The sequence below is a fragment of the Pseudomonas fluorescens genome, from assembly GCF_003732425.1.
GTDB lineage: Bacteria > Pseudomonadota > Gammaproteobacteria > Pseudomonadales > Pseudomonadaceae > Aquipseudomonas > Aquipseudomonas fluorescens_BE.
The window spans coordinates 30,903-54,193 of record NZ_MOBX01000015.1 but is presented as its reverse complement, the minus strand read 5'-3'; the positions used below and the strand labels follow the sequence as shown (position 1 = coordinate 54,193).

Sequence of the window (23,291 nt, the reverse complement as noted above, 5' to 3'; positions counted from 1 at the left end):
TCGCTAGCAGGCTGGTTCCCACAGGTTTTGTGAACGACGCAAATCCCCTGTGGGAGCTAGCCTGCTAGCGAAAGCTTTAGGTGGCCCACCGCGGTTTACGCTTCTGCACAAAAGCCATAGTGCCCTCGATCCCCTCGTTGCCAGTCACTGCCTCGCTGAACCACCGCGCTGCCTCGTCCAGCAGTTCACTCGATGGCTGCCCGGCACTCGCCAAGAGCAATTTTTTGGTCATGGCATTCGCCTCCGGCGCGCAACACAGCACATGTTGCAGCACCTCATCCAGCCTTTCAGCCAAGGCCTGCGCGTCCTCTTCGACGAAATGCACCAGGCCCAGACGCCGTGCCTGATGCCCATCGAAACGTGCGGCGGTCAGCGCCAGTCGGCGGGTTTCGGTCAGGCCGATGCGCTGCACCACAAACGGTGCGATTTGCGCCGGCAGCAAGCCGAGGCTGGTTTCTGGCAAACCGAATTGCGCCTGATGATCGGCGATCGCGATATCGCTGACACAGGCCAGACCGAAACCACCGCCGAGCACAGCGCCTTGCAGCACGCTGATCAGCACTTGCGGCGTGTGCTGTGCTTCTTCCAGCAGAGCGCCGAACGCGCGATTCAAATCGCGATAAGCCTCGGCGCCTTGAGCGCGTGCATTGGCCATGTCCTTGATGTCGCCACCGGCACAGAAATGCCCGCCAGTGCCGCTGAGCACCAAGGCCCGAACACTGCGGTCATCGCGTACGGACGCCAGTACCGCGCGCAGTTCGCTGACCATCTGCAGGCTCATCGCATTACGACTGTCCGGTCGATGGAGGGTGATGTGCAGCACGCCGCCATGCAGCTCCAGCAACAGCGTCTGGCATTGCGGCAGGCTGCTCATTTCTTTTTCCCCGGGAGGATGCCCATGAGTTTGCAGATGATCCCCAGCATGATTTCGTCGGCGCCGCCGCCAATCGACACCAGCCGGACGTCGCGATAGGCGCGGGCCACCGGGTTGTCCCACATGAAACCCATGCCGCCCCAATATTGCAGGCAGCTGTCGCTGACTTCACGACCCAGACGCCCGGCCTTAAGTTTGGCCATCGACGCCAGCCGCGTGACGTCCTGACCTTTCACGTACTGCTCGGTGGCCTGATAGACCAGCGCGCGCAGGCATTCGATTTCGGTCTGCAATTCGGCGAGGCGGAAGTGGATGACTTGGTTGTCGATCAGTGCATTGCCGAAAGTCTTGCGCTCCTTGCAGTACTCAATGGTGCTGTCGACGCAATATTCCAGACCCTTGATCATGTTCGCCGCACCGAACAGGCGTTCTTCCTGAAACTGCAGCATCTGCATCATGAACCCGGCGCCTTCATGGCCGATGCGATTGCGCTGCGGCACGCGCACGTTGTCGAAAAACACCTGCGCGGTTTCCGAGCTGCGCATGCCGAGCTTGTCCAGGTGCGAGCTGAGGCTGATCCCCGGCGTGTTCATCGGCACCATGATCAGCGACTTGTTGATGTGCGGTTTGTCGTCCGAGGTGTTGGCCAGCAGGCAGATGAAATCGGCACTCGGCGAGTTAGTGATCCACATCTTGCTGCCGTTGATCACATAGTCGTCGCCGTCCTTGCGCGCGCTGGTTTTCAGCCCGGCGACGTCGGAACCGGCGCCGACTTCGGAGACGCCGATGCAGCCGACCTGCTCACCGGTGATTGCCGGGCGCAGGAATTCTTCGCGCAGTTCATCGGAGCCGAAGCGGGCGAGGGCCGGGGTGCACATGTCGGTCTGCACGCCGATCGACATCGGAATACCGCCGCAATGAATGGTGCCGAACTCTTCGGCAGCGACGATCGAATAGCTGTAATCGAGGCCCATACCGCCGAATTTTTCCGGCTTGGAAATGCCCAGCAAACCGAGGTCGCCGGCCCTGCGGAAAATCTCGTGGATCGGGAAGCGTCCAGCCTTTTCCCATTGGTCGACGTGCGGATTGATTTCGTGCTCGACAAATTGCCGGACGGTACGGCGCAGGGCTTCGTGTTCCGGGGTGAAGATCATTGTTATTGTTCTCCGTAAGATTCGAGGCGGTCAGAACCGGCTGACGCCGAAGCTGTTGGGTTGCAGCGTGCGAATGTCGGCCTCGTGGCAGATGTCCAGCAGGTAGCCGAGCAAGGTGCGGGTGTCGCGCGGGTCGATCAGCCCGTCGTCCCACAGGTTGGCGCTGCCGTAGAGGGCGGTGGACTGGCTGTCGAGTTTCTGCGCGGTGACCTGTTCAAGCATGTCGAGCATTTTCGGGTCCGGCGTCAGGCCGTCCTTGAGCTGCTTGGCTTCGGTGACGATGCGCAATACCTTGCCGGCCTGCGCACCGCCCATCACCGCCGTGCGGCTGTTCGGCCAGGCGAAGATGAAGCGAGGATCGAGGCCGCGGCCGCACATCGCATAGTTGCCGGCGCCGTAGGAACCACCGACGACCATCGTCAGTTTAGGCACTCGCGCATTCGCCACCGCTTGAATCAGTTTCGAGCCGTGTTTGATCACGCCTTGCTGTTCCGATTCGGTGCCGACCATGAAGCCGGTGGTGTTGTGGAAGAACAACAGCGGTGTCTGGCTCTGGTCGCACAGTTGAATGAACTGCGCTGCTTTGCTCGCACCGTTCGGTGTGATCGGGCCATTGTTGCCGATGAAACCGCAGGCGCGGCCCTGAATCTTCAATTGGCCGCAAACAGTTTGCTGATCGAACTCACCCTTGAATTCGACGAAGCAGGATTCGTCGGCAATGCGCGCGATGATTTCGCGCACGTCGTAAGGTTTTTTCGGATCGTCGGGGATCAGCCCGAGCAATTCATCGATGGGGTAGAGCGGCTCTTTGTATTGCGGCTCCGGCAACCACGGCAGTTGCTCGTCCCACGGCAGCATACGGAGGATTTCACGGACCTGACGCACGCCATCGGCATCGTTTTCAGCGAGGTATTCAGCCGTCCCGGCAACTTGCGCGTGCATCTCGGCACCACCGAGTTCTTCATCGGTGGCGACTTCGCCGGTGGCCGCTTTCAGCAGGGGCGGACCTGCGAGAAACAGCTTGGCCTTGCCGCGCACCACCACCACGTAATCCGACAACCCCGGCTGATAGGCGCCACCGGCCGTGGCCGAGCCATGCACCACAGTGATCTGCGGCAAACCCATTGCCGATATCCGCGCCTGATTGGCAAAACTGCGCGCGCCTTCGACAAAAATCTCGGCGGCGTAATTGAGATTGGCGCCGCCGCTTTCGGCGAGGGTGATCACCGGGAGTTTGTTTTCCTGGGCGATCTGTTGCAGGCGCAGGGATTTTTTCAGGCCGCTGGGCGAAATCGTGCCGCCCTTGATCGCGCTGTTGTTCGCCACCACCATCGCGCGAATACCGCAGACGTAACCGATACCGGCGATCAGTCCGCCACCGGCCGCGCTGCCGTCCTTGTCGTCGTGCAACTTATAGCCGGCAAGGCTGGCCAGTTCGAGGAACGGCGCACCCGGATCGAGCAACAGGTTCAAGCGTTCACGGGGCAGCAGTTGCCCGCGCTGGTCGAATTTGGCTTTGGCCTCGGCGGCTTTGTTCAACAGGTTCTGTTCCAGTTGCTGCACGTGTTCGATGGCCGCGAGCATGGCCGCGCGGTTGCGAGCGAAGGCCTCGCTGTGCGGGTCGAGTTGGGACTGGATCTGCGGCATGGCCTACTCCTTGTCCTTCAATACGTCTGGAACGTACGCGCGGTGGAAACCGTTGAACGACTCGCTGTGAGTGGCCTTGTGCAACGGCCATGCACGGCTGCCGAGGCTGGCCGCACCATCGATTCTCAAAGTGCTGCCGCTGATAAACGCGGCGGCCGGGCTAAGTAAAAATACAATCGCCGCACTGACTTCCGACTCAGTGCCGATGCGCTTGAGCGGCACGTGCTCGCGCAGGGTCGGAATCACCGCTTTGAACACGCCCTCATAAGTATCCATGCCGCTGGAGGCAATCCAGCCCGGCGCCACCGCGTTGACCCGCACGCCGGCATAACCCCATTCGAACGCGGCAGTCTTGGTGAAGTTGTCCATGCCCGAACGCGCTGCGCCGGAGTGACCCATGCCGGGCATCCCGCCCCACATGTCGGCGAGCATGTTGACGATGTTGCCGCCGTGTTTGCTCATCGACTGGTTGAACACTTCGCGCGCCATCAGAAAACCACCGACCAGGTTGGTGCGCAGCACGGTTTCGAAGCCTTTCTGATTGATCGAAGCCAAGGGCGACGGGAACTGGCCGCCGGCATTGTTGACCAGGCCGTGGATCGGCCCGTGCTCAGCGATCAGCTCCTTGATCAGCTGCCTTACAGCTTCTTCATCGCGGATATCGCAAGCCTTCCAGTGCGCGCGACCACCGTCCTCGGCGATTTCATCGGCGACCTTTTGCAGTTTCTCCGGCTTGCGCCCGACCAGCAGCACATTGGCGCCGAGGGCTGCCAGTTCATGGGCGGTGCAGCGACCGATGCCACTGCCGCCACCGGTGACGATGATGGTCTGGCCGCTGAACAGATCGGCGTTGAAAATCGACGCGTAAGCCATGCAAACAATCCTCTAGTCGAGCTGTTCGGCGATGCTCTGCGGCACCGGGATCTGGATTTCCAATAGTTGCTGGGCGAAGGCTTTGCCTTGCGGGTCGATGCGCAGGCTCGCCATGCCACCACCGCCGAGGGCGTTTTCCAGGAGAAAGTTGAGGCTGTGGGTGCCGGGCAGATACCAGCGTTCGACCCGACCGTGGACCGGGTCGAGCACGTGGCTCATCCAGTCGACCACGACGGCCGGGGTCAGCGCTTCGGCGATCCACGGCAGGTATTCGGGTTTGCGCGGCATCACGCCGATGTTGCTGTGATTGCCCTTGTCACCGGAGCGCGCGACTGCCAGTTTCACCAACGCCACACTGGCATCGGCGCGGCCCTGTGGTTTGGGCGGTTGCTGGGGCAGGGGCAAGTCCGCGCTGTCGAGAGCGCTGAGCGAGGGCAGGGCGCATGGGTAGCATTCACCGGCCATATCGATCTGCACGGTGCAGGCGCTTTTATCGATCAGGAATGAAAACAGACGAATCAGCGGATACACCGTTGGCCGCCCGCCGACGATGCCGGTCAGCCCCGGCGCCATGCCGGTCGCGGCCTGAGCGATCTCCCGGGAGAACAGTACCAGCGCCTGTTTGTTCGGATGACGCACGGCGAGTTTGATCACCACTTCACGGCTGTCGCGGCGTTGGCCATGAGGGCCGTAGGTGGCTTCGCTGCCGAGCAGTTCGATGTTGGTTTCGCTGTAAGGCGCCCAACCGCGCTGGCTGAACATCTCCGCCGTCTTGTCGATGATCGCCTGACTGACCCGCCGGGCCTTGTCCACGGCATCGATGCCGGCAATCAGGCAACTGGCGGTGCAACGAAAACCGTCCGGGTAAGTGGCGCTGACCTTGTATTTGTCGCTCGGCGGCAGGCCTTTGGCGCCGTGGACGTGCACGGCGTGCTTGCCTTGTTGCTGAAGTTTGACCTCGGTGAAATCGCAGACCACATCGGGCAACAGATACGCCTGGGGATCGCCGATTTCATACAGCATCTGCTCGCCGACGGTCAGCGGGGTGACCAGTCCGCCGCTGCCTTCAGGCTTGCTGACGATGAATTGGCTGTCGGCGCTGACTTCGACGATGGGGAAACCGATGTGCTCGTAGTCCGGCACCTCGCGCCAATCGGTGAAATTGCCGCCGGTGCACTGCGCACCGCATTCGATGATGTGCCCGGCGAGCGCGGCCTGGGCGAGTTTGTCGTAGTCGTGCCATGACCAGCCGAATTCATGCACCAGTGCCGCACTGACCACCGCGCTGTCGACCACGCGCCCGGTGATGACAATGTCTGCGCCCAGGCGCAGCGCTTCGACAATGCCCGGCGCGCCAAGGTAGGCGTTGGTCGACACGCACATCGGCGGCAGCGGGGCGCCGCTGAACATTTCGGTGATGCCGCTGAGCTGTTTGAACTGTGGTTGCAGATCATCGCCGAGTAAAACGGCGATTTTCAGCGCGACGCCGGCCTTGTCGCAGGCCGCTTGCAGGGCGGCGGCGCAGGCTTGCGGGTTGATCCCGCCGGCATTGCTGATCACCCGGATGTTCTGCTCGGCCAGTTGCGGCAGCAGTGGTGTCAGCACGTCGATGAAGTCGCCGGCAAATCCCGCCTGCGGGTCCTTCATGCGTGCCCCGGCCATGATCGACATTGTGATCTCGGCCAGGTAATCGAACACCAGATAATCCAGGCGTCCGCCGGCCACAAGCTGGGCGGCGGCGGTCGATGTGTCACCCCAGAAAGCACTGGCGCATCCGATACGGACGGTGGTGGGCATTTTTATCTCCGACTCAGCAACCTGCGACAGAAGTGTCTGGAGGCTACCAAGCAAGCGCTTGGTTTGTAAACAGTTGAAACTATCTTCTGCCCAAGCGCTTGCTTGGTTGCCGCTGGCGGCTTAAATTGCGCGCAACCCTGCGGTTTCAGGGGGCAACAGACTGATCGACTGTAGGAGAGAACGGGTGGACGAGCAAAAAGCCCTGAGGGTCATGCGCGAATTGGTCGACGAAGGCCAGTTGACCGACCCCGACAGCGCCCGCGGCAAATTGCTGCAAGTGGCCGCTCACCTGTTCCGCAACAAAGGCTACGAACGCACCACGGTGCGCGATCTGGCCGGTGCCGTCGGCATTCAGTCGGGAAGCATTTTTCATCACTTCAAAAGCAAGGATGAGATCCTGCGTGCGGTGATGGAAGAAACCATTCGCTACAACACCGCGTTGATGCGTGCAGCGCTTGCTGACGCGGCCGATGTGCGCGAGCGCGTGCTGGCGCTGATTCGCTGCGAATTGCAGTCGATCATGGGCGGCAGCGGTGAAGCCATGGCGGTGCTGGTGTATGAGTGGCGCTCGCTGTCCGAAGACGGTCAAGCCAAGGTGCTGGCGCTGCGCGATGTTTACGAAGACATCTGGCTGCACGTGCTGGGTGAAGCCAAAGACGCGGGGTTTATCCGTGGCGATGTATTTATTACCCGACGTTTCCTCACTGGCGCACTGTCGTGGACGACCACCTGGTTCCGTGCCGGCGGCAGTTTGAGCCTCGATCAGTTGGCCGATGAGGCATTGATTCTGGTCCTTGAAGCGCGTTGAAGCACTTTCTATCCGGCCGGGAAACTGGCTAACTGGGCGAAACCGCCTAGCTTGAATGCATTGATCGGTATTTTTTCGGGGAGTGGGGTGTTTTGAAGTCTTCGCCAATTCGGACGGCCGCGGGGTTGATGCTCGCAGCGCTGACTGCATTTTGGGTATTGCCCGCTCAGGCAGCGCAATTGGTCCGGGTCGGCGCGGCGCACTTTCCGCCTTATACCATTCGCCCGGAAAACGGTGCCGACACAGGTCTTCTGCCGCAGTTGGTCGAGGCCCTCAATCGCCTGCAAAGCGACTATCAATTCGTCCTCGTACCGACCTCGATTCCTCGGCGTTTCGGTGATTTCAAGCAGGGCCGGATCGACATGGCGATTTTCGAGAACCCCGATTGGGGCTGGAAGGAAATTCCCCACACGGATGTCGACATGGGCCTTGAGGATGCGGAGATTTTCGTTGCGCAACGCGAAGACGGTCGTCAGCAGAGCTATTTCGCCGACCTCACTGGCAAACGTCTGGCCCTGTTCAGCGGTTATCACTACGAATTCGCCAACTTCAACGCCGACCCCAAATTCCTTGCGCAGAACTTCAACGCCACGCTGACCTATTCCCACGACAGCAACCTGCTGATGGTGCTGCGCGCTCGCGCCGATATTGCCTTGGTAACCCGTTCCTATCTGTTCGATTACCTGCTGCGCAACGAGAAAGTGCGCGATGAACTGTTGGTGTCGCAGCGCATCGATCAGGTTTATCACCACTACGCCATTCTTCGGCCGACAGCGCCCATTACCGGCGCTGCGTTTGGCCAACTGCTGCAAGGGCTGCGCGATAACGGTGAACTGCTGAAGATCTTCGAGCCGTACAAGATTGCCGTGGTGCCGGTAACCCGGCATTGAGGCGTCGATTTCCCTTCAGGGGCTAAATTTCCCTGCTCGGCTCACGTCACATGGTGGAACTGTCGACCATTATCGTGAGCCCGACCCATGTCCAATCTGAATGACCTGACTGCCTTGGCTCTGCCCTCGGGCAGTCAACTGATTGCTGATGCCACTGAAAGCCGTCTGAGCCTGAGCCTGGACGGACAACCGCTGATCCGCTTGCGCCTTGATCGGGAAGCCAAGGGACCGATCCAGATCGATGAGCGCTTTGCGCTGCCGCTGGGGCAGGCCCTGTGGGCGGCCTGTTACTGGCTGTTCGCGCGGGATCCGGCGTGCCAGCAATTGACCTGGCAGCTGGATCAGCCACCGACTGAGGCCTTGCTCAGTGGCTTGCTGGTGAGCACTGAAGTGGCCGGCGAATATCGCTGCGAGCGCACGCTGTTCTGGCAACTGCCGCAACCGTGGCTCGGCACTTCGCTGAGCGGAAGTTATCCGCAGCAAATGGTCATCAGCCAGGGCAAGCGTCATCCGCTGCGGCCGGTCAAACCCCGTGGTGAAGTGTACCGGCGCTTCGATGCGCGTCTAGGCGCGTGGATTTCCTTGCGCACCGTTGAGATCGAAGATGACCTGCCGCGCTTCAATCGCTGGCAGAACAGCCCGCGCGTTGCCAGTTTCTGGCAGGAAGAAGGCAGTCTCGAGAAACATCGCGAATACCTGAACAAGCTCGATGCCGATCCGCATACGCTGACCTTGATGGGTTGTTTCGATGATCAGCCGTTTGCCTATTTCGAAGCCTATTGGGCCAAGGAAGATCGCATCGCGCCGTTCTACGACGCCGACAATTACGACCGCGGTATTCACATGCTGGTCGGCGAAGAGGATCACCGCGGGCCGCACAAAGTGGCGAGCTGGTTGTCGGCACTGGTGCACTACCTGTTTCTCGATGATCCGCGCACTCAGCGGGTGGTCGCCGAACCCCGGGCCGACAACGCGAAGATGATCGGGCACATGCAGAATCAGTGCTTCCACTGCGAGAAAGAGTTCGACTTCCCGCACAAGCGCGCGGCGCTGATGATGCTGGGACGTGAGCGGTTTTTTGATCGGTGCAAATTGGCCTGAGGTCATTTAGAAGCAAAAGATCGCAGCCTTCGGCAGCTCCTACAGAGGAATGCATTTCCCTGTAGGAGCTGCTGGAGGCTGCGATCTTTTTCTATCTGACCACGTGGTCTTAACGACGACCGGCAATCACCGCATCTCGACGACTGCCCGACACCTTGCGGCAGTGCACCAGCGCATCACGAATCATGAAGTTGACCAGGGTTGGCGAGACGCCGAGTTCCTTGGCGATGTCCTTTTGCGGCACGCCGTGCAAACGGTACATCTCGAACGCATAGCGCGTGCGGTTGGGCAGTTCGGTCAGCGCGTCGGCGATGTTTTCCAGGGTCGAGAAATTGATGTGCGAGGTTTCCGGCGAAGCACCCTGGATGACCACATTCAGCCCTTCCTCTTCAGGGCCGGAGTACTTCTGCTCAAGCGCCTGTTTACGGTAGTGATCGATGGCGAGGTTGCGCACGATCTGGAACAGATAACTCAGTTGAGCCTTGATCGACGACGTGATCGGTGGCGCCGATTGCAGTCGGAAAAACGCATCCTGCACCACGTCCTCGGCGCGCGACCGGCAGCCGGTAATACGGGCTGCAATCTTGACCAGAATCAGTCGATTGTCGACGAATGCTTGAAGTAGCGGTGAATCGCACCTGCTTGTGGATACTTGTTCCGTCATGGAAATCACCTTGCTGCCAAATAGGTTCGTGGGACGCCTTGGGGGAGGGGGGCGTCCTACACATCGAGCGACAAATTATGTTGAATGATAATGATTGTCAATTGAGAAAGAGAAGTAATGCACTGCCGAGGTGCGTTCTGAGAACTGCGACACGCCGCCACACCCCGGCCCCATTGGCGCTTCCGCCCGCCGACTAATTATTTCAAGACGTCATCCGTTCTCATTGGTGAATGGTTCCGGACGCACAACCCCGACCAGACAGCATTCCGAAGCCTTGCGCGGTCGGCACAGATCGCGCCCTGCACGCTCTCCGAGGGGCGTGACGCAGCAACCCGATTCCACTAGCAAGCCGAATTCAGGCAGGAAACCTCATGACCGACGCGTTCGAACTCCCCAGCTCCCTGGTCCAAGCCCTCCAGCGCCGCGCGGCCCTGACGCCGGACCAACTGGCCTTGCGTTTTCTCGCCGAAAACCCGGAGCAGGCTGTGGTGCTCAGTTATCGCGAGCTGGATCAACGCGCACGCATGATCGCCGCCGCGTTGCAGGCTAATGCTCAATTCGCTGATCGCGCGGTGCTGCTGTTTCCCAGTGGCCCGGATTACGTCGCGGCGTTTTTTGGCTGTCTGTACGCAGGGGTGATCGCGGTGCCGGCCTATCCGCCGGAATCCGCGCGCCGTCACCATCAGGAACGCTTGCTGTCGATCATCGCTGATGCCGAACCGCGCCTGCTGTTGACCAGTGCCGACCTGCGCGACGCCTTGCAGCAGATCGAGGGTGCGCCGCCGTTGTTGTGTGTCGACACGCTCGACAAATCACTGGCGCAAAACTGGGTTGAACCGAGCCTGCCGCAAGACCACATCGCTTTCTTGCAATACACCTCCGGCTCCACTGCGCTACCCAAAGGCGTGCAGGTCAGCCATGGCAATCTGGTCGCCAACGAATTGCTGATCCGTCACGGTTTTGGCATCGACGTGAACCCTGACGACGTCATCGTCAGTTGGCTGCCGCTGTACCACGACATGGGCCTGATCGGCGGTCTGCTGCAGCCGATTTTCAGCGGCGTGCCGTGCATCTTGATGTCGCCTGCGTATTTCCTCGGCCGGCCATTGCGCTGGCTGGAAGCGATCAGCGAATACGGCGGCACCATCAGCGGCGGGCCGGACTTCGCCTATCGCTTGTGCAGCGAACGGGTCAGCGAGTCGGCGCTGCAACGTCTCGACCTGAGTCGCTGGCGCGTAGCCTATTCCGGCTCCGAGCCAATTCGTCTCGACACCCTGGAGCGCTTCGCCGAGAAGTTCGCCGCATGCGGTTTCAGCGAGGACAGCTTCATGGCCTCGTACGGTCTGGCCGAGGCCACGCTGTTCGTCGCCGGCACCCCGCGTGGCACCGGCATTCCGGCGCTGCGCGTGGACGATCAGGCCCTGGCACAAAACCGTGCCGAGCCAGGCGCGGGCAGCGCGATCATGAGCTGCGGCAGCAGCCAGCCGGAACACGCGGTGCTGATCGTTGAACCGAACACGCTTGTCGAACTCGCCGACAACGCCGTCGGCGAAGTCTGGGCTGCCGGGCCGAGCATCGCCCTCGGTTACTGGCGCAACCCCGAAGCCAGCGCCAAGACCTTCGTCCAGCATGCCGGCCGTACCTGGCTGCGCACCGGCGACCTGGGCTTTATGCGAGATGGTGAACTGTTCATCACCGGACGCCTAAAAGACATGCTGATCGTGCGCGGCCACAACCTGTATCCACAGGACATCGAAAAAACGGTCGAGAACGAAGTGGAAGTGGTGCGCAAGGGCCGCGTCGCTGCGTTCGCGGTCAATCAGGATGGCGAGGAGGGCATCGGTATCGCGGCGGAAATCAGCCGCAGCGTGCAGAAAATCCTGCCGCCGGAGGCACTGATCAAAGCCATTCGCCAAGCGGTGGCCGAGGCTTATCAGGAAGCCCCGAGCGTGGTGGTGCTGCTTAATCCCGGCGCCTTGCCGAAAACTTCCAGTGGCAAATTGCAGCGCTCGGCATGCCGCAATCGTCTGGCCGATGGCAGCCTCGACAGCTACGCGGTATTCCCGTCGAGCACCAGTGAAAGCCATGACGCAATCACCAGCGCCTCAGAACTTGAAGCCTTGATCGGCAAGATCTGGGCCGAACAACTCAACGTCAAACAGGTCAACGCCGACGACCACTTCTTCCTGCTCGGCGGCAACTCGATCGCCGCCACGCAAGTGATTGCCCGTGTCCGCGAAGAACTCGCTCTCGAGCTAAATCTGCGCCTGCTGTTCGAAGCGCCGACCCTGTCCGCGTTTGCCGCTGCCGTGGCCCAACAGCAGCAGGACGGCGGCAGCACCCAAGGTGCGATCACCGCGTTGTCGCGCAGCGAGCCGATGCCGCAATCGCTGGCACAAAACCGTCTGTGGATCACCTGGCAGCTCGACCCGCACAGCAGCGCCTACAACATTCCCGGTGCCTTGCGTTTGCGTGGTGAACTCGACGAAGAGGCGTTGCGTGGCAGCTTCCAGCAACTGGTCGAACGCCACGAATCCTTGCGCACACGCTTCTTCGAACGCGACGGCGTGGTCCTGCAACAAGTCGCTACCGCCGCCGAACTCATCCTGCAACTGATCGACATCAGCGACCTGCCAACCGACGAACGCGAAGCTCGCGCCCAGCAAATCCGCGATGACGAAGCGCGCACCCGCTTCGATCTGCAAACAGGCCCGCTGCTGCGGGTGACGCTGGTACGCCTGGATGACGAAGATCATCAACTGCTGGTGACCCTGCATCACATCATCGCCGATGGCTGGTCGCTGAATGTATTGATCGACGAATTTTCGCGCCTGTACGCCGCCGCTTCGCAAGGCGCAACCGCCAACCTCGCGCCGCTGCCAACCCAATACGCCGACTACGGCTGTTGGCAGCGTCAATGGCTGGCGCAAGGCGAGGGCGAGCGGCAACTGGCGTACTGGAAAGCGCAACTGGGTGACGAGCATCCGCCCCTGGAACTGGCCACCGATCACCCGCGCTCGGCGCAAAAAAATCACCGCGCCGCGCGCCACACCGTGCGTCTGGGCGTGAGCCTCAGCGATGCGATCCGCAACACGGCGCAGGCTCACCAATCGACGCCGTTCATGCTGCTACTCGCGGCATTCCAGAGCCTGCTGCATCGCTACAGCGGTCAGCGCGACATCCGCATCGGCGTACCGAACGCCAACCGTCCGCGCCTGGAAACCCAGGGTCTGATCGGCTTCTTTATCAACACTCAGGTACTGCGCGCAGAAATCAATTCGCGCCTTTCATTCGTTGAGCTGCTGGCCCAGACCCGCGACGCCGCACTCGGTGCACAAGCGAATCAGGATCTGCCGTTTGAACAACTTCTCGAAGCCTTCCCGCAAGCCCGCGAACACGGCCTGTTCCAGGTCATGTTCAACCACCAGCAGCGCGATCTGAGTGCGCTCAAGCGTCTGCCGGGTCTGCTCGCCGAAGAACTGCCGTGGCACAGCCGCGAGGCAAAGTTCGACCTGCAACTGCACAGCGAAGAAGATCGCAATGGGCGCCTGACGTTGTCGTTTGACTACGCCAGCGAACTGTTCGATGCGGCGACCATCGAGCGTCTGGCCGAGCATTTCAACAGCCTGTTGCGCGAAGTCTGCGAACGCCCGGAGCAAGCCATTGGTGATCTGCAACTGCTGACCGCCACTGAGCACGATCAGCAGCAACACTGGAGCGTTGCGCCGTGCACCCCGGCGCAACAATGGCTGCCAGAACAGCTCAACGAACAGGCGCGCCTGACCCCGGAACGCACCGCGCTGGTGTGGGGCGGCGGCAGTCTGGATTTCGCCGAGTTGCACAGCCAGGCCAACCGTCTCGCGCATTACCTGCGCGACAAAGGCGTCGGCCCGGATGTCTGCGTCGCCATCGCTGCGGAGCGTTCGCCACAACTGCTGATCGGCCTGCTGGCGATCATCAAGGCGGGCGGCGCTTATGTGCCGCTGGACCCGGATTACCCGGCCGATCGTCTGGCCTACATGCTCAGCGACAGCGGCGTCGAACTGCTGCTGACCCAAACCGAATTGCTCGGCCGCTTGCCGGCCTGCGACGGTGTCAGCGTCATCGCCATGGACGCCTTGCACCTGGAAAACTGGCCGAGCCAGGCACCGGGTCTGCACCTGCACGGCGACAACCTCGCCTACGTGATTTACACCTCGGGTTCCACTGGCCAACCGAAAGGCGTCGGCAACACCCACGCGGCACTGGCCGAGCGTCTGCAATGGATGCAGAACACTTACCGCCTCGATGAAAGCGATGTGCTGATGCAAAAGGCGCCGATCAGTTTCGACGTGTCGGTGTGGGAATGCTTCTGGCCGCTGATCACTGGCGCGCGCCTGTTGATCGCCGGCCCGGGCGAACACCGCGATCCGCATCGCATCGCGCAACTGGTTCAAGAGCACGGCGTGACCACGCTGCATTTCGTGCCGCCGCTGCTCGCGCTGTTCATCGATGAACCACTGAGCGCCGAATGCACCAGCCTGCGCCGGGTATTCTCCGGCGGTGAAGCGCTGCCGGCCGAACTGCGCAACCGCGTGTTGGCGCAACTGCCAGCGGTGCAATTGCACAACCGTTACGGCCCGACCGAAACCGCGATCAACGTCACTCATTGGCATTGCACCACTGCCGATGGTGAGCGCTCGCCGATCGGTCGGCCGCTGGGCAACGTGATCTGCCGCGTGCTCGACGCCGATCTCAATCCAGTGCCGGCCGGCGTGCCGGGTGAGCTGTGCATCAGCGGCATCGGTCTGGCCCGCGGTTACCTGGGTCGTCCATCGATGACCGCTGAACGTTTTGTTGTAGATCCGCTGGGCGAGCAGGGCGCACGGTTGTACCGCACCGGCGACCGTGCGCGCTGGACATCCGACGGCGTAATCGAATACCTCGGCCGCCTCGATCAGCAGGTCAAGCTGCGTGGCTTCCGCGTCGAACCGGAAGAGATCGAAGCGCGTCTGCTTGCGCAAGATGGCGTCGCCCAAGCCGTGGTGCTGGTGCGCGAAACCGCTGCCGGCGCGCAGTTGATCGGCTACTTCACCGCCCTTGACGCCAGCGAAGATCAGGATGAGCAAATTGCTCGCCTGAAAGCAGCACTGGCCGCCGAGCTGCCGGAATACATGGTCCCGGCGCAACTGATGCGTCTGGACGCAATGCCCCTCAGCCCCAACGGCAAACTCGACCGCCGCGCCTTGCCCGAGCCGCAATGGCAAGTACGCGAACACGTCGAACCAGTGACTGAACTGGAACAACAGATCGCCGCGATCTGGCGCGAAGTGCTCGGCCTGGCGCAAGTCGGCCTGCGCGACGACTTCTTCGCCCTCGGCGGTCATTCGCTGCTGGCCACGCAAATCATCTCGCGCACTCGTCAGGCCTGCGACGTCGAACTCCCGTTACGTGCCTTGTTCGAGCACAGCGAACTGGCTGACTTCGCCGAACAGATCCGTCTGATCCAGGTCAGCGGCCGCACTAACCAGCAACTGCCAATCACCAAGGTTGATCGCAGCCAACCGGTGCCGCTGTCGTACTCGCAACAGCGCATGTGGTTCCTCTGGCAGATGGAGCCGGACAGCCCGGCGTACAACGTCGGCGGCATGGCGCGCCTGCGCGGCGTGTTGCATGTCGAGCGTTTCGAGTCGGCGTTGCAAGCGTTGATCCTGCGCCACGAAACCCTGCGCACGACGTTCCCGAGCGTCGACGGCGTTGCCCGTCAGCAGGTGCATGCCGAGACGGGCGTGCGCATGGGCTGGAAGGATTTCTCAAAACTTGCCGCCGATGTGCGCGAGCAAAAGGTTCAGCAACTGGCCGATGAAGAGGCGCATCTGCCGTTCGACCTGGAAACCGGTCCGCTGCTGCGCGCCTGTCTGGTCAAGACTGCCGAGCAAGAACATTACTTCGTGCTGACCCTGCACCATATCGTCACCGAAGGCTGGGCAATGGACATCTTCGCCCGTGAACTCAGCGCGCTCTACGAGGCCTTTGTCGACGACCGCGATTCGCCGTTGGAGCCGCTGCCGGTGCAGTACCTCGACTACAGCGTCTGGCAGCGCAACTGGCTGGAATCCGGCGAGCGTCAGCGCCAACTCGACTACTGGACGGCGCAACTCGGTCGTGAGCATCCGCTGCTGGAATTGCCCAGCGACCGTCCGCGTCCCCCAGTGCAAAGCCATCAGGGTGAGCTGTTCCGTTTCGACCTCAGCGACGATCTTGCCGCGCGGGTTCGTGCCTTCAATGCGCAAAACGGTCTGACCCTGTTCATGACCATGACTGCCGCGCTCGCCACGCTGCTTTACCGCTACAGCGGCCAGACCGATCTGCGCATTGGTGCGCCGGTGGCCAACCGCATCCGCCCGGAAAGCGAAGGGCTGATCGGTGCGTTCCTCAACACCCAAGTGCTGCGTTGCCAGCTCGACGGTATGATGTCGGTCGGCGAATTGTTCGAGCAGGTGCGTCACACCGTGATCGAAGGCCAGTCACATCAGGACCTGCCGTTCGATCATCTGGTTGAAGCCCTGCAGCCCCCGCGCAGCGCCGCATACAACCCGCTGTTCCAGGTGATGTGCAACGTGCAGCGCTGGGAATTCCAGCAAAGCCGCATGCTCGCCGGGATGACCGTCGAGTACCTGGCCAACGATGCGCGGGCGACCAAGTTCGACCTCAATCTGGAAGTCACCGACCTCGACCATCGCCTCGGCTGCTGCCTGACCTACAGCACGGATCTGTTCGATGAACCGACCATTGCGCGCATGGCCAAACATTGGCGCAACTTGCTCGAAGCGCTGATCGCTGATCCGCAGCAGCGCCTCAGTGAACTGCCGCTGCTCGACCAGCCTGAGCAACAGCAACTGCTCGACAGCCTCGGCATCGAGCCGGGCGAGCATCGCCTCGACCAGTGCATTCATCACCTGTTCGCCGAACAGGCGCTGGCGCGCAAAGACGCGCCGGCCCTGACGTTCGCCGGGCAGACCCTGAGCTACGCCGAACTCGACGCCCGCGCCAATCGTCTGGCCTGGGCCTTGCGTGAACGCGGCGTCGGCCCGCAAGTGCGGGTCGGTCTGGCACTGGAGCGGTCGCTGGAAATGGTCATTGGTCTGCTGGCGATTCTCAAGGCTGGTGGTGCGTATGTGCCACTGGACCCGGAATACCCGCTCGACCGTCTGCATTACATGATCGAAGACAGCCGCATCGGCCTGCTGCTCAGTGATCGCGCGATGCTCAAAGCCCTCGGCGATATGCCGCCAGATGTGGCGCGCTGGTGTCTGGAAGAGGACAGCGCGGCACTCGCCGCTTACCCGGCCAGCGAGCTGCCGTTTATCAACCTGCCGCAGCATCAGGCGTACCTGATTTACACCTCCGGTTCGACCGGCAAACCGAAAGGCGTGGTGGTCTCCCACGGCGAAATCGCCATGCACTGCCAAGCCGTGATCGAACGTTTTGCCATGCGTCCGGATGACTGTGAACTGCACTTCTATTCGATCAACTTCGACGCCGCGACCGAGCGTCTGTTGGTGCCGCTGCTCTGCGGCGCGCAGGTTGTATTACGTGCACAAGGTCAGTGGGACGCGGAAGAGATCTGCGCCTTGATTCGCACGCATAAAATCAACGTGCTCGGTTTCACCCCGAGCTACGGCAGTCAGTTGGCGCAGTTCCTCTCGACGCAAAACCAGATCCTGCCGGTGCGGATGATCATCACCGGCGGCGAAGCGCTGACCGGTGAACACCTGCAGCGGATTCGCGCGGCGTTCAAACCGGCGATGTTCTTCAACGCCTACGGCCCGACGGAAACCGTGGTCATGCCACTGGCCAGTCTGGCGCCGGAGGTACTGGAAGAGGGCGCCGGCAGTGTGCCGATCGGCAGCGTGATCGGTGCGCGCGTGGCGTACATCCTCGACGCTGATCTGGCGCTGGTGCCGCAAGGCGCGACCGGTGAATTGTTCGTCGGCGGTGCCGGTCTGGCGCAGGCCTATCACGATCGTCCGGGCATCACTGCCGAGCGCTTTGTCGCTGACCCGTTCGCCACCGCTGGCGGGCGCATGTATCGCACCGGCGACCTGGTGCGCCAGCGTGCCGATGGTCTAGTGGAGTATCTGGGGCGAATCGACCATCAGGTGAAAATCCGTGGATTCCGTATCGAACTGGGCGAAATCGAAACGCGCCTGCTCGATCACGATTCGATCCGCGAAGCCGTGGTGCTCGCACTGGATGCGCCGAGCGGCAAACAACTGGTCGGCTATCTGGTGACTGAAATCGCCGAGCAAAGCGAGGCCAGACAGGCTGAACTGCGCGACGCCCTCAAGGCGCACCTCAAGGCACAACTGCCGGATTACATGGTGCCGACCCACCTGATTCTGCTGGCGAGCATGCCGCTGACTGCCAACGGCAAACTCGACCGCCGCGCGTTGCCGGCGCCGGACCCGGAGCTCAATCGTCAGGACTACGTCGCGCCGAGCAATGAGCTGGAGCAGACCCTGGCGCAGATCTGGTGCGAAGTGCTCAATGTCGAACAGGTTGGCCTCAACGACAACTTCTTTGAGCTGGGCGGCGACTCGATTCTGTCGATTCAAGTGGTCAGCCGTGCGCGCCAGCAAGGCATTCATTTCAGCCCGCGTGATCTGTTCCAGCACCAGACCGTACAGACATTGGCCGCTGTGGCCAGCCGCACCGAACAGGTGACGGCCGAGCAAGGGCTGGTGGCCGGTGAATCGCGTCTGACGCCGATTCAGCACTGGTTCTTCGACACGGAAATCCCTGAGCGTCAGCACTGGAACCAGGCACTGTTGCTGGAGCCGACTGTGGCGCTGGAGCCGCACCGTCTGGAGCAGGCGCTGCTGGCGGTGATCGAGCAACACGACGCCTTGCGTCTGCGCTTCACCGAGGCCAATGCTGAGTGGCAAGCCACGCATCGACCGACGTCTGACGTTGCTGTTCTCTGGCAAGTACGCGTCGCGTCGATGGACAAGTGTGAAACGCTGTTCGCCGATGCCCAACGCAGCCTGGATCTTGCGCAAGGCCCGTTGTTGCGCGCCGTGCTGGTCGACGGCCCTGAAGGCCAGCAACGCCTGTTTATCGCGATTCATCACTTGGTGGTCGACGGCGTGTCGTGGCGTGTCTTGCTCGATGATCTGCAAAGCGTCTACCGTCAACTCGATGCCGGGCAAGCGGTGAACCTGCCGGCGAAAACCAGTGCTTTCAAGGACTGGGCGGCGCGTTTGCAGGCCTACGCCGGCAGCGAATCCCTGCGCGAAGAACTCAACTGGTGGCAGAGCCAGCTGGCCGGGCCGAACGCTGACCTGCCGTGCGAAAACCCGCAGGGCGGGCAGCAGAATCGCCACGCGCAAACCGTCAGCGTGCGCCTCGATGCCGAGCACACCAGACAGTTGCTGCAACAGGCGCCAGCCGCGTACCGCACGCAAGTTAACGACTTGCTGCTGACGGCATTGGCCCGCGTACTCTGCCGCTGGAGCGGCCAACCGTCGGCGCTGATTCAACTGGAAGGCCACGGCCGCGAAACCCTGTTCGACGAGATCGATCTGACCCGCACCGTCGGCTGGTTCACCAGTGCCTATCCATTACGTCTGACCCCGCACAACATCGAAGAAGCCGCCGGGCAGGGCGCTTCGATCAAGGCGATCAAAGAGCAACTGCGCGCGGTGCCGCACAAAGGCCTCGGCTACGGAGTGCTGCGTTATCTCGCCGATGACCTCAGCCAGCGCAGCATGGCCGCGCTGCCGCAGGCGCCGGTCACCTTCAACTACCTCGGCCAGTTCGACCAGAGTTTCACCAGCGACGCGCTGTTCCGTCCGCTCGATGAAGCGGTCGGTGCTGCCCACGATCCACACGCGCCATTGCCGAACGAACTGAGCATCGACAGCCAGGTTTACGGCGGTGAACTGCTGCTGCGCTGGACCTTCAGTGCCGAGCGGTATGACGCGCAGACCATCAACGATCTGGCCGACGCTTACCTCGGTGAGCTGCAAAGCCTGATCGCCCATTGCCTGCAAGATGAGGCCGGTGGCCTGACGCCGTCGGACTTCCCGCTGGCGAAACTGACTCAGGCGCAACTCGATGCCTTGCCGGTGCCGGCCGCGCACATCGAGGACGTCTATCCGCTGACGCCGATGCAGGAAGGCATGTTGCTGCACACTTTGCTCGAACCGGGCACCGGCCTGTACTACATGCAGGATCGCTACCGCATCAACAGCGAACTCGACCCGCAGCGTTTCGCTCAGGCCTGGCAAGCGGTGGTCGCCCGTCATGAAGCACTGCGTGCCTCGTTCTGCTGGAACGTCGGCGAAGACATGCTGCAAGTGATCCACACGCCGGGTCGTACGCCGATCGAGTATCTGGACTGGAGCGCCATCGCCGAAACCGAACAGGAGCCGCAACTGCAAGCCCTGCTGAAAAGCGAGCGCGAGGCCGGTTTCGATCTGCTCAATCAGGCACCGTTCCACCTGCGCCTGATCAAGGTCGGTGCGGCGCGCTACTGGTTCATGATGAGCAACCACCACATTCTCATCGATGCCTGGTGCCGCTCATTGCTGATGAATGACTTCTTCGAAATCTACACCGCCCTTGGTGAAGGTCGCGAAGCGCAATTAAGCGTGCCGCCGCGTTACCGCGATTACATCGGTTGGCTGCAACGCCAGAGCCTCGCCGAAGCGCGGCAGTGGTGGCAGCAGAACCTGCAAGGCTTCGAACGCACCACGCCAATCCCGAGCGACCGTCCGTTCCTGCGCGAACATGCCGGTGAAAGCGGCGGCATGATCGTCGGCGACCGCTACACCCGCCTCAATGTCGAGGACGGCGCGCGTCTGCGGGAACTGGCGCAGGCCCATCAACTGACCATCAATACCTTCGCCCAAGCAGCGTGGGCGCTGGTGCTGCGGCGCCTGAGCGGCGATCGCGACGTGCTGTTCGGCGTCACCGTGGCCGGGCGCCCGGTGGACATGCCAGAGATGCAGCGCACCGTCGGCCTGTTCATCAACAGCATTGCCCTGCGGGTGAAAATGCCCGAGGACGATCAGCGCAGCAGCGTGCGTCAGTGGCTCAGCGCTTTGCTCGACAGCAACATGCAACTGCGCGAGTACGAATACCTGCCACTGGTGAACATTCAGGAACAAAGCGAATTGCCGAAAGGCCAGCCGCTGTTTGACAGCCTGTTCGTCTTCGAAAATGCCCCGGTAGAAGTCTCGGTACTCGATCGTGCGCAGAGCCTGAATGCGACCTCGGACTCGGGTCGCACCCACACCAACTTCCCGCTGACGGCGGTGTGCTACCCGGGCGATGACCTCGGTCTGCACCTGTCGTATGACCAGCGTTACTTTGACGAGTCGACCATCGAGCGCATGCTCGGCGAGTTCAAGCGTCTGCTGCTGGCGCTGGTCGATGGCTTCCATGGCGACATGGCCGATTTGCCGCTGCTAGGCACGGAGGAACAGGACTTCCTGCTCCACGGTTGCAATCAGAGTGCCCACGATTATCCGTTGGAGCAGAGCTACGTCGCGCTGTTCGAAGCGCAGGTTGCCGCGCATCCGCAGCGCATCGCCGCCAGTTGCCTGGATCAGCAGCAGAGCTATGCCGAGCTGAACCAGAATGCCAACCGCCTCGGTCATGCACTGGTCGCCGCCGGTGTGCAGATGGATCAACCGGTGGCCCTGCTCGGCGAACGTAACCTTGACCTGCTCGGCATGATCATCGGCAGCTTCAAGGCTGGCGCGGGTTATCTGCCACTGGATCCGGGTCTGCCGAGTCAGCGTCTGCAACGCATCATCGAACTGAGCCACACGCCGGTGCTGGTCTGCAGCGACGCGTGCCGCGCACAGGCGCAGACTTTGCTGGATGAGTTCAGTTGCGCCAATCGCCCGCGCTTGCTGGTGTGGGAAGAGATTCAAGCGGCGGCGACATCGGCGCAGGACCTGGGCATTTACAGCGGCCCGGACAACCTCGCTTACGTTATCTACACCTCGGGCTCCACCGGCCTGCCGAAAGGCGTGATGGTCGAGCAGCGCGGCATGCTCAACAACCAGTTGAGCAAGGTGCCGTATCTGCAACTGAGCGAGGCCGACGTGATTGCGCAGACCGCTTCGCAAAGCTTCGATATTTCGGTCTGGCAGTTCCTCGCCGCGCCGCTGTTCGGTGCGCGAGTGGACATCGTGCCGAACACCATCGCCCACGATCCGCAGGGGTTGCTGGTGCATGTGCAGGCGCAGGGCATCACTGTGCTGGAGAGTGTGCCGTCGCTGATTCAGGGCATGCTTGCCTCGGAGCGCTTGAGCCTTGATGGCTTGCGCTGGATGTTGCCGACCGGTGAAGCCATGCCGCCGGAACTGGCGCACCAATGGCTGCTGCGTTATCCGGACATTGGTCTGGTCAACGCCTACGGCCCGGCGGAATGCTCGGACGACGTGGCGTTCTTCCGCGTCGACATGGCGTCGACCCGCGGTAGTTACTTGCCGATCGGCACGCCGACCGACAACAACTTGCTGTACCTGGTCGATGGCGCGCTGGAACTGGTGCCATTGGGTGCGGTGGGTGAGTTGTGTGTAGCGGGCACGGGTGTCGGTCGCGGTTATGTCAGCGATCCGCTGCGTACGGCGCCAGTGTTTGTGCCGAATCCGTTCGGTGCACCGGGCGAGCGTCTGTATCGCACCGGTGACCTGGTGCGACGTCGCAGTGACGGCGTGCTGGAATACGTTGGCCGGGTTGACCATCAGGTGAAGATCCGTGGTTATCGCATCGAGCTGGGTGAAATCGAGGCGCGTCTGCATGAGCAACCAGAAGTGCGCGACGGCGCGGTCGGCGTGCAGGAAGGCGTCAACGGTAAACACTTGGTGGGTTATCTGGTCGCGGCAGACTCCGCGCTGAATCCGAGCGAACGCCTGGAGCGGATCAAGCAGCGCCTGCGTGCCGAACTGCCGGAATACATGGTGCCGCTGCACTGGTTGTGGCTCGAGCAAATGCCGCTGAATGCCAACGGCAAACTCGATCGCAAAGCCTTGCCGGCGCTGGAGATCGGCCAGTTGCAGAGTGCGGATTATCTGGCGCCGCGCAATGATCTTGAACAGACGTTGGCTGATGTTTGGGCCGAGGTGCTGAAGGTCGAAAAGGTCGGTGTGCGCGACAACTTCTTCGAACTGGGCGGGCATTCATTGCTGGCCACGCAGATCGCCTCGCGCGTGCAGAAAACCCTGCAGCGGGATGTGCCGCTGCGGGCGATGTTCGAGTGCAGCACGGTGGAGGAACTGGCCGAGTACATTGATGGATTGGCGGCGAGTGACATCACCGAGGAGAAGGTTGATCGGTTGAATGATCTGATGGCGGAGCTGGAGGGGCTTTGATTCTCTAGTGGCTGCACTGGCCCTTTCGCGAGCAGGCTCGCTCCCACACTGGATTATTGGCGTTCACAAAATCCCTTGTGGGAGCGAGCCTGCTCGCGAATGGCGGCGGTACA

Annotated in this window: 10 protein-coding genes; 4 read left to right on the top strand and 6 right to left on the bottom strand. The window is 61.7% G+C overall.

Going from position 1 to position 23,291, the window contains the following annotated elements:
• Window positions 1-76: 76 nt before the first annotated feature.
• From BK670_RS22160 to BK670_RS22140, 5 genes are read right to left on the bottom strand one after another with little or no spacing between them, the layout of a single operon-like run.
• Entirely contained in the window at window positions 77-874 is a 798-nt protein-coding gene (locus tag BK670_RS22160) for an enoyl-CoA hydratase/isomerase family protein (RefSeq protein ID WP_123452950.1), read from the bottom strand.
• Window positions 871-2,028: a citronellyl-CoA dehydrogenase gene (gene atuD / locus BK670_RS22155; protein ID WP_123452948.1), complete on the bottom strand. Its 1,158-nt coding sequence runs from the start codon at window positions 2,026-2,028 to the stop codon at window positions 871-873. Before atuD ends, BK670_RS22160 begins: the two co-directional genes overlap by 4 nt.
• A 30-nt stretch (window positions 2,029-2,058) precedes the next feature.
• The gene (gene atuC, locus BK670_RS22150) at window positions 2,059-3,675 is read right to left on the bottom strand and encodes a geranyl-CoA carboxylase subunit beta (RefSeq protein ID WP_123452946.1); all 1,617 of its coding nucleotides are present in this window, start codon (window positions 3,673-3,675) and stop codon (window positions 2,059-2,061) included.
• A 3-nt stretch (window positions 3,676-3,678) separates the two neighbouring features.
• On the bottom strand, window positions 3,679-4,548 hold the full coding sequence (locus tag BK670_RS22145) for an SDR family oxidoreductase (protein ID WP_123452944.1): 870 nt from the start codon (window positions 4,546-4,548) through the stop codon (window positions 3,679-3,681).
• A gap of 12 nt (window positions 4,549-4,560) precedes the next feature.
• Complete coding sequence (locus BK670_RS22140; RefSeq protein WP_123452942.1) at window positions 4,561-6,345, bottom strand: acyclic terpene utilization AtuA family protein; 1,785 nt, start codon at window positions 6,343-6,345, stop codon at window positions 4,561-4,563.
• Window positions 6,346-6,529: 184 nt separating this feature from the next.
• Here BK670_RS22140 and BK670_RS22135 point away from each other — a divergent pair, with 184 nt between their 5' ends.
• From BK670_RS22135 to BK670_RS22125, 3 genes are all read left to right on the top strand, one after another.
• On the top strand, window positions 6,530-7,153 hold the full coding sequence (locus BK670_RS22135; RefSeq protein WP_123452940.1) for a TetR/AcrR family transcriptional regulator: 624 nt from the start codon (window positions 6,530-6,532) through the stop codon (window positions 7,151-7,153).
• 92 nt (window positions 7,154-7,245) lie between these two features.
• Window positions 7,246-8,043: a substrate-binding periplasmic protein gene (locus BK670_RS22130; RefSeq protein ID WP_123452938.1), complete on the top strand. Its 798-nt coding sequence runs from the start codon at window positions 7,246-7,248 to the stop codon at window positions 8,041-8,043.
• An 87-nt stretch (window positions 8,044-8,130) separates the two neighbouring features.
• Entirely contained in the window at window positions 8,131-9,144 is a 1,014-nt protein-coding gene (locus BK670_RS22125) for a GNAT family N-acetyltransferase (RefSeq protein ID WP_123452936.1), read from the top strand.
• A gap of 109 nt (window positions 9,145-9,253) precedes the next feature.
• Here BK670_RS22125 and BK670_RS22120 read toward each other — a convergent pair whose 3' ends face one another.
• Window positions 9,254-9,808: an RNA polymerase factor sigma-70 gene (locus BK670_RS22120; RefSeq protein WP_123452934.1), complete on the bottom strand. Its 555-nt coding sequence runs from the start codon at window positions 9,806-9,808 to the stop codon at window positions 9,254-9,256.
• A gap of 371 nt (window positions 9,809-10,179) precedes the next feature.
• On the opposite strand from BK670_RS22120, the gene BK670_RS22115 reads away from it, so the two are divergent.
• Window positions 10,180-23,178 (top strand): non-ribosomal peptide synthetase, encoded by a 12,999-nt coding sequence (locus tag BK670_RS22115; RefSeq protein WP_123452932.1) that lies wholly within the window; start codon window positions 10,180-10,182, stop codon window positions 23,176-23,178.
• Window positions 23,179-23,291 lie beyond the last annotated feature (113 nt).

Coding starts and splice junctions, on each gene's coding strand:
- BK670_RS22160 (WP_123452950.1), bottom strand. CDS start 874: ATGAGCAGCCTGCCGCAATGCCAGACGCTGTTGCTGGAGCTGCATGGC.
- atuD (WP_123452948.1), bottom strand. CDS start 2,028: ATGATCTTCACCCCGGAACACGAAGCCCTGCGCCGTACCGTCCGGCAA.
- atuC (WP_123452946.1), bottom strand. CDS start 3,675: ATGCCGCAGATCCAGTCCCAACTCGACCCGCACAGCGAGGCCTTCGCT.
- BK670_RS22145 (WP_123452944.1), bottom strand. CDS start 4,548: ATGGCTTACGCGTCGATTTTCAACGCCGATCTGTTCAGCGGCCAGACC.
- BK670_RS22140 (WP_123452942.1), bottom strand. CDS start 6,345: ATGCCCACCACCGTCCGTATCGGATGCGCCAGTGCTTTCTGGGGTGAC.
- BK670_RS22125 (WP_123452936.1), top strand. CDS start 8,131: ATGTCCAATCTGAATGACCTGACTGCCTTGGCTCTGCCCTCGGGCAGT.
- BK670_RS22120 (WP_123452934.1), bottom strand. CDS start 9,808: ATGACGGAACAAGTATCCACAAGCAGGTGCGATTCACCGCTACTTCAA.
- BK670_RS22115 (WP_123452932.1), top strand. CDS start 10,180: ATGACCGACGCGTTCGAACTCCCCAGCTCCCTGGTCCAAGCCCTCCAG.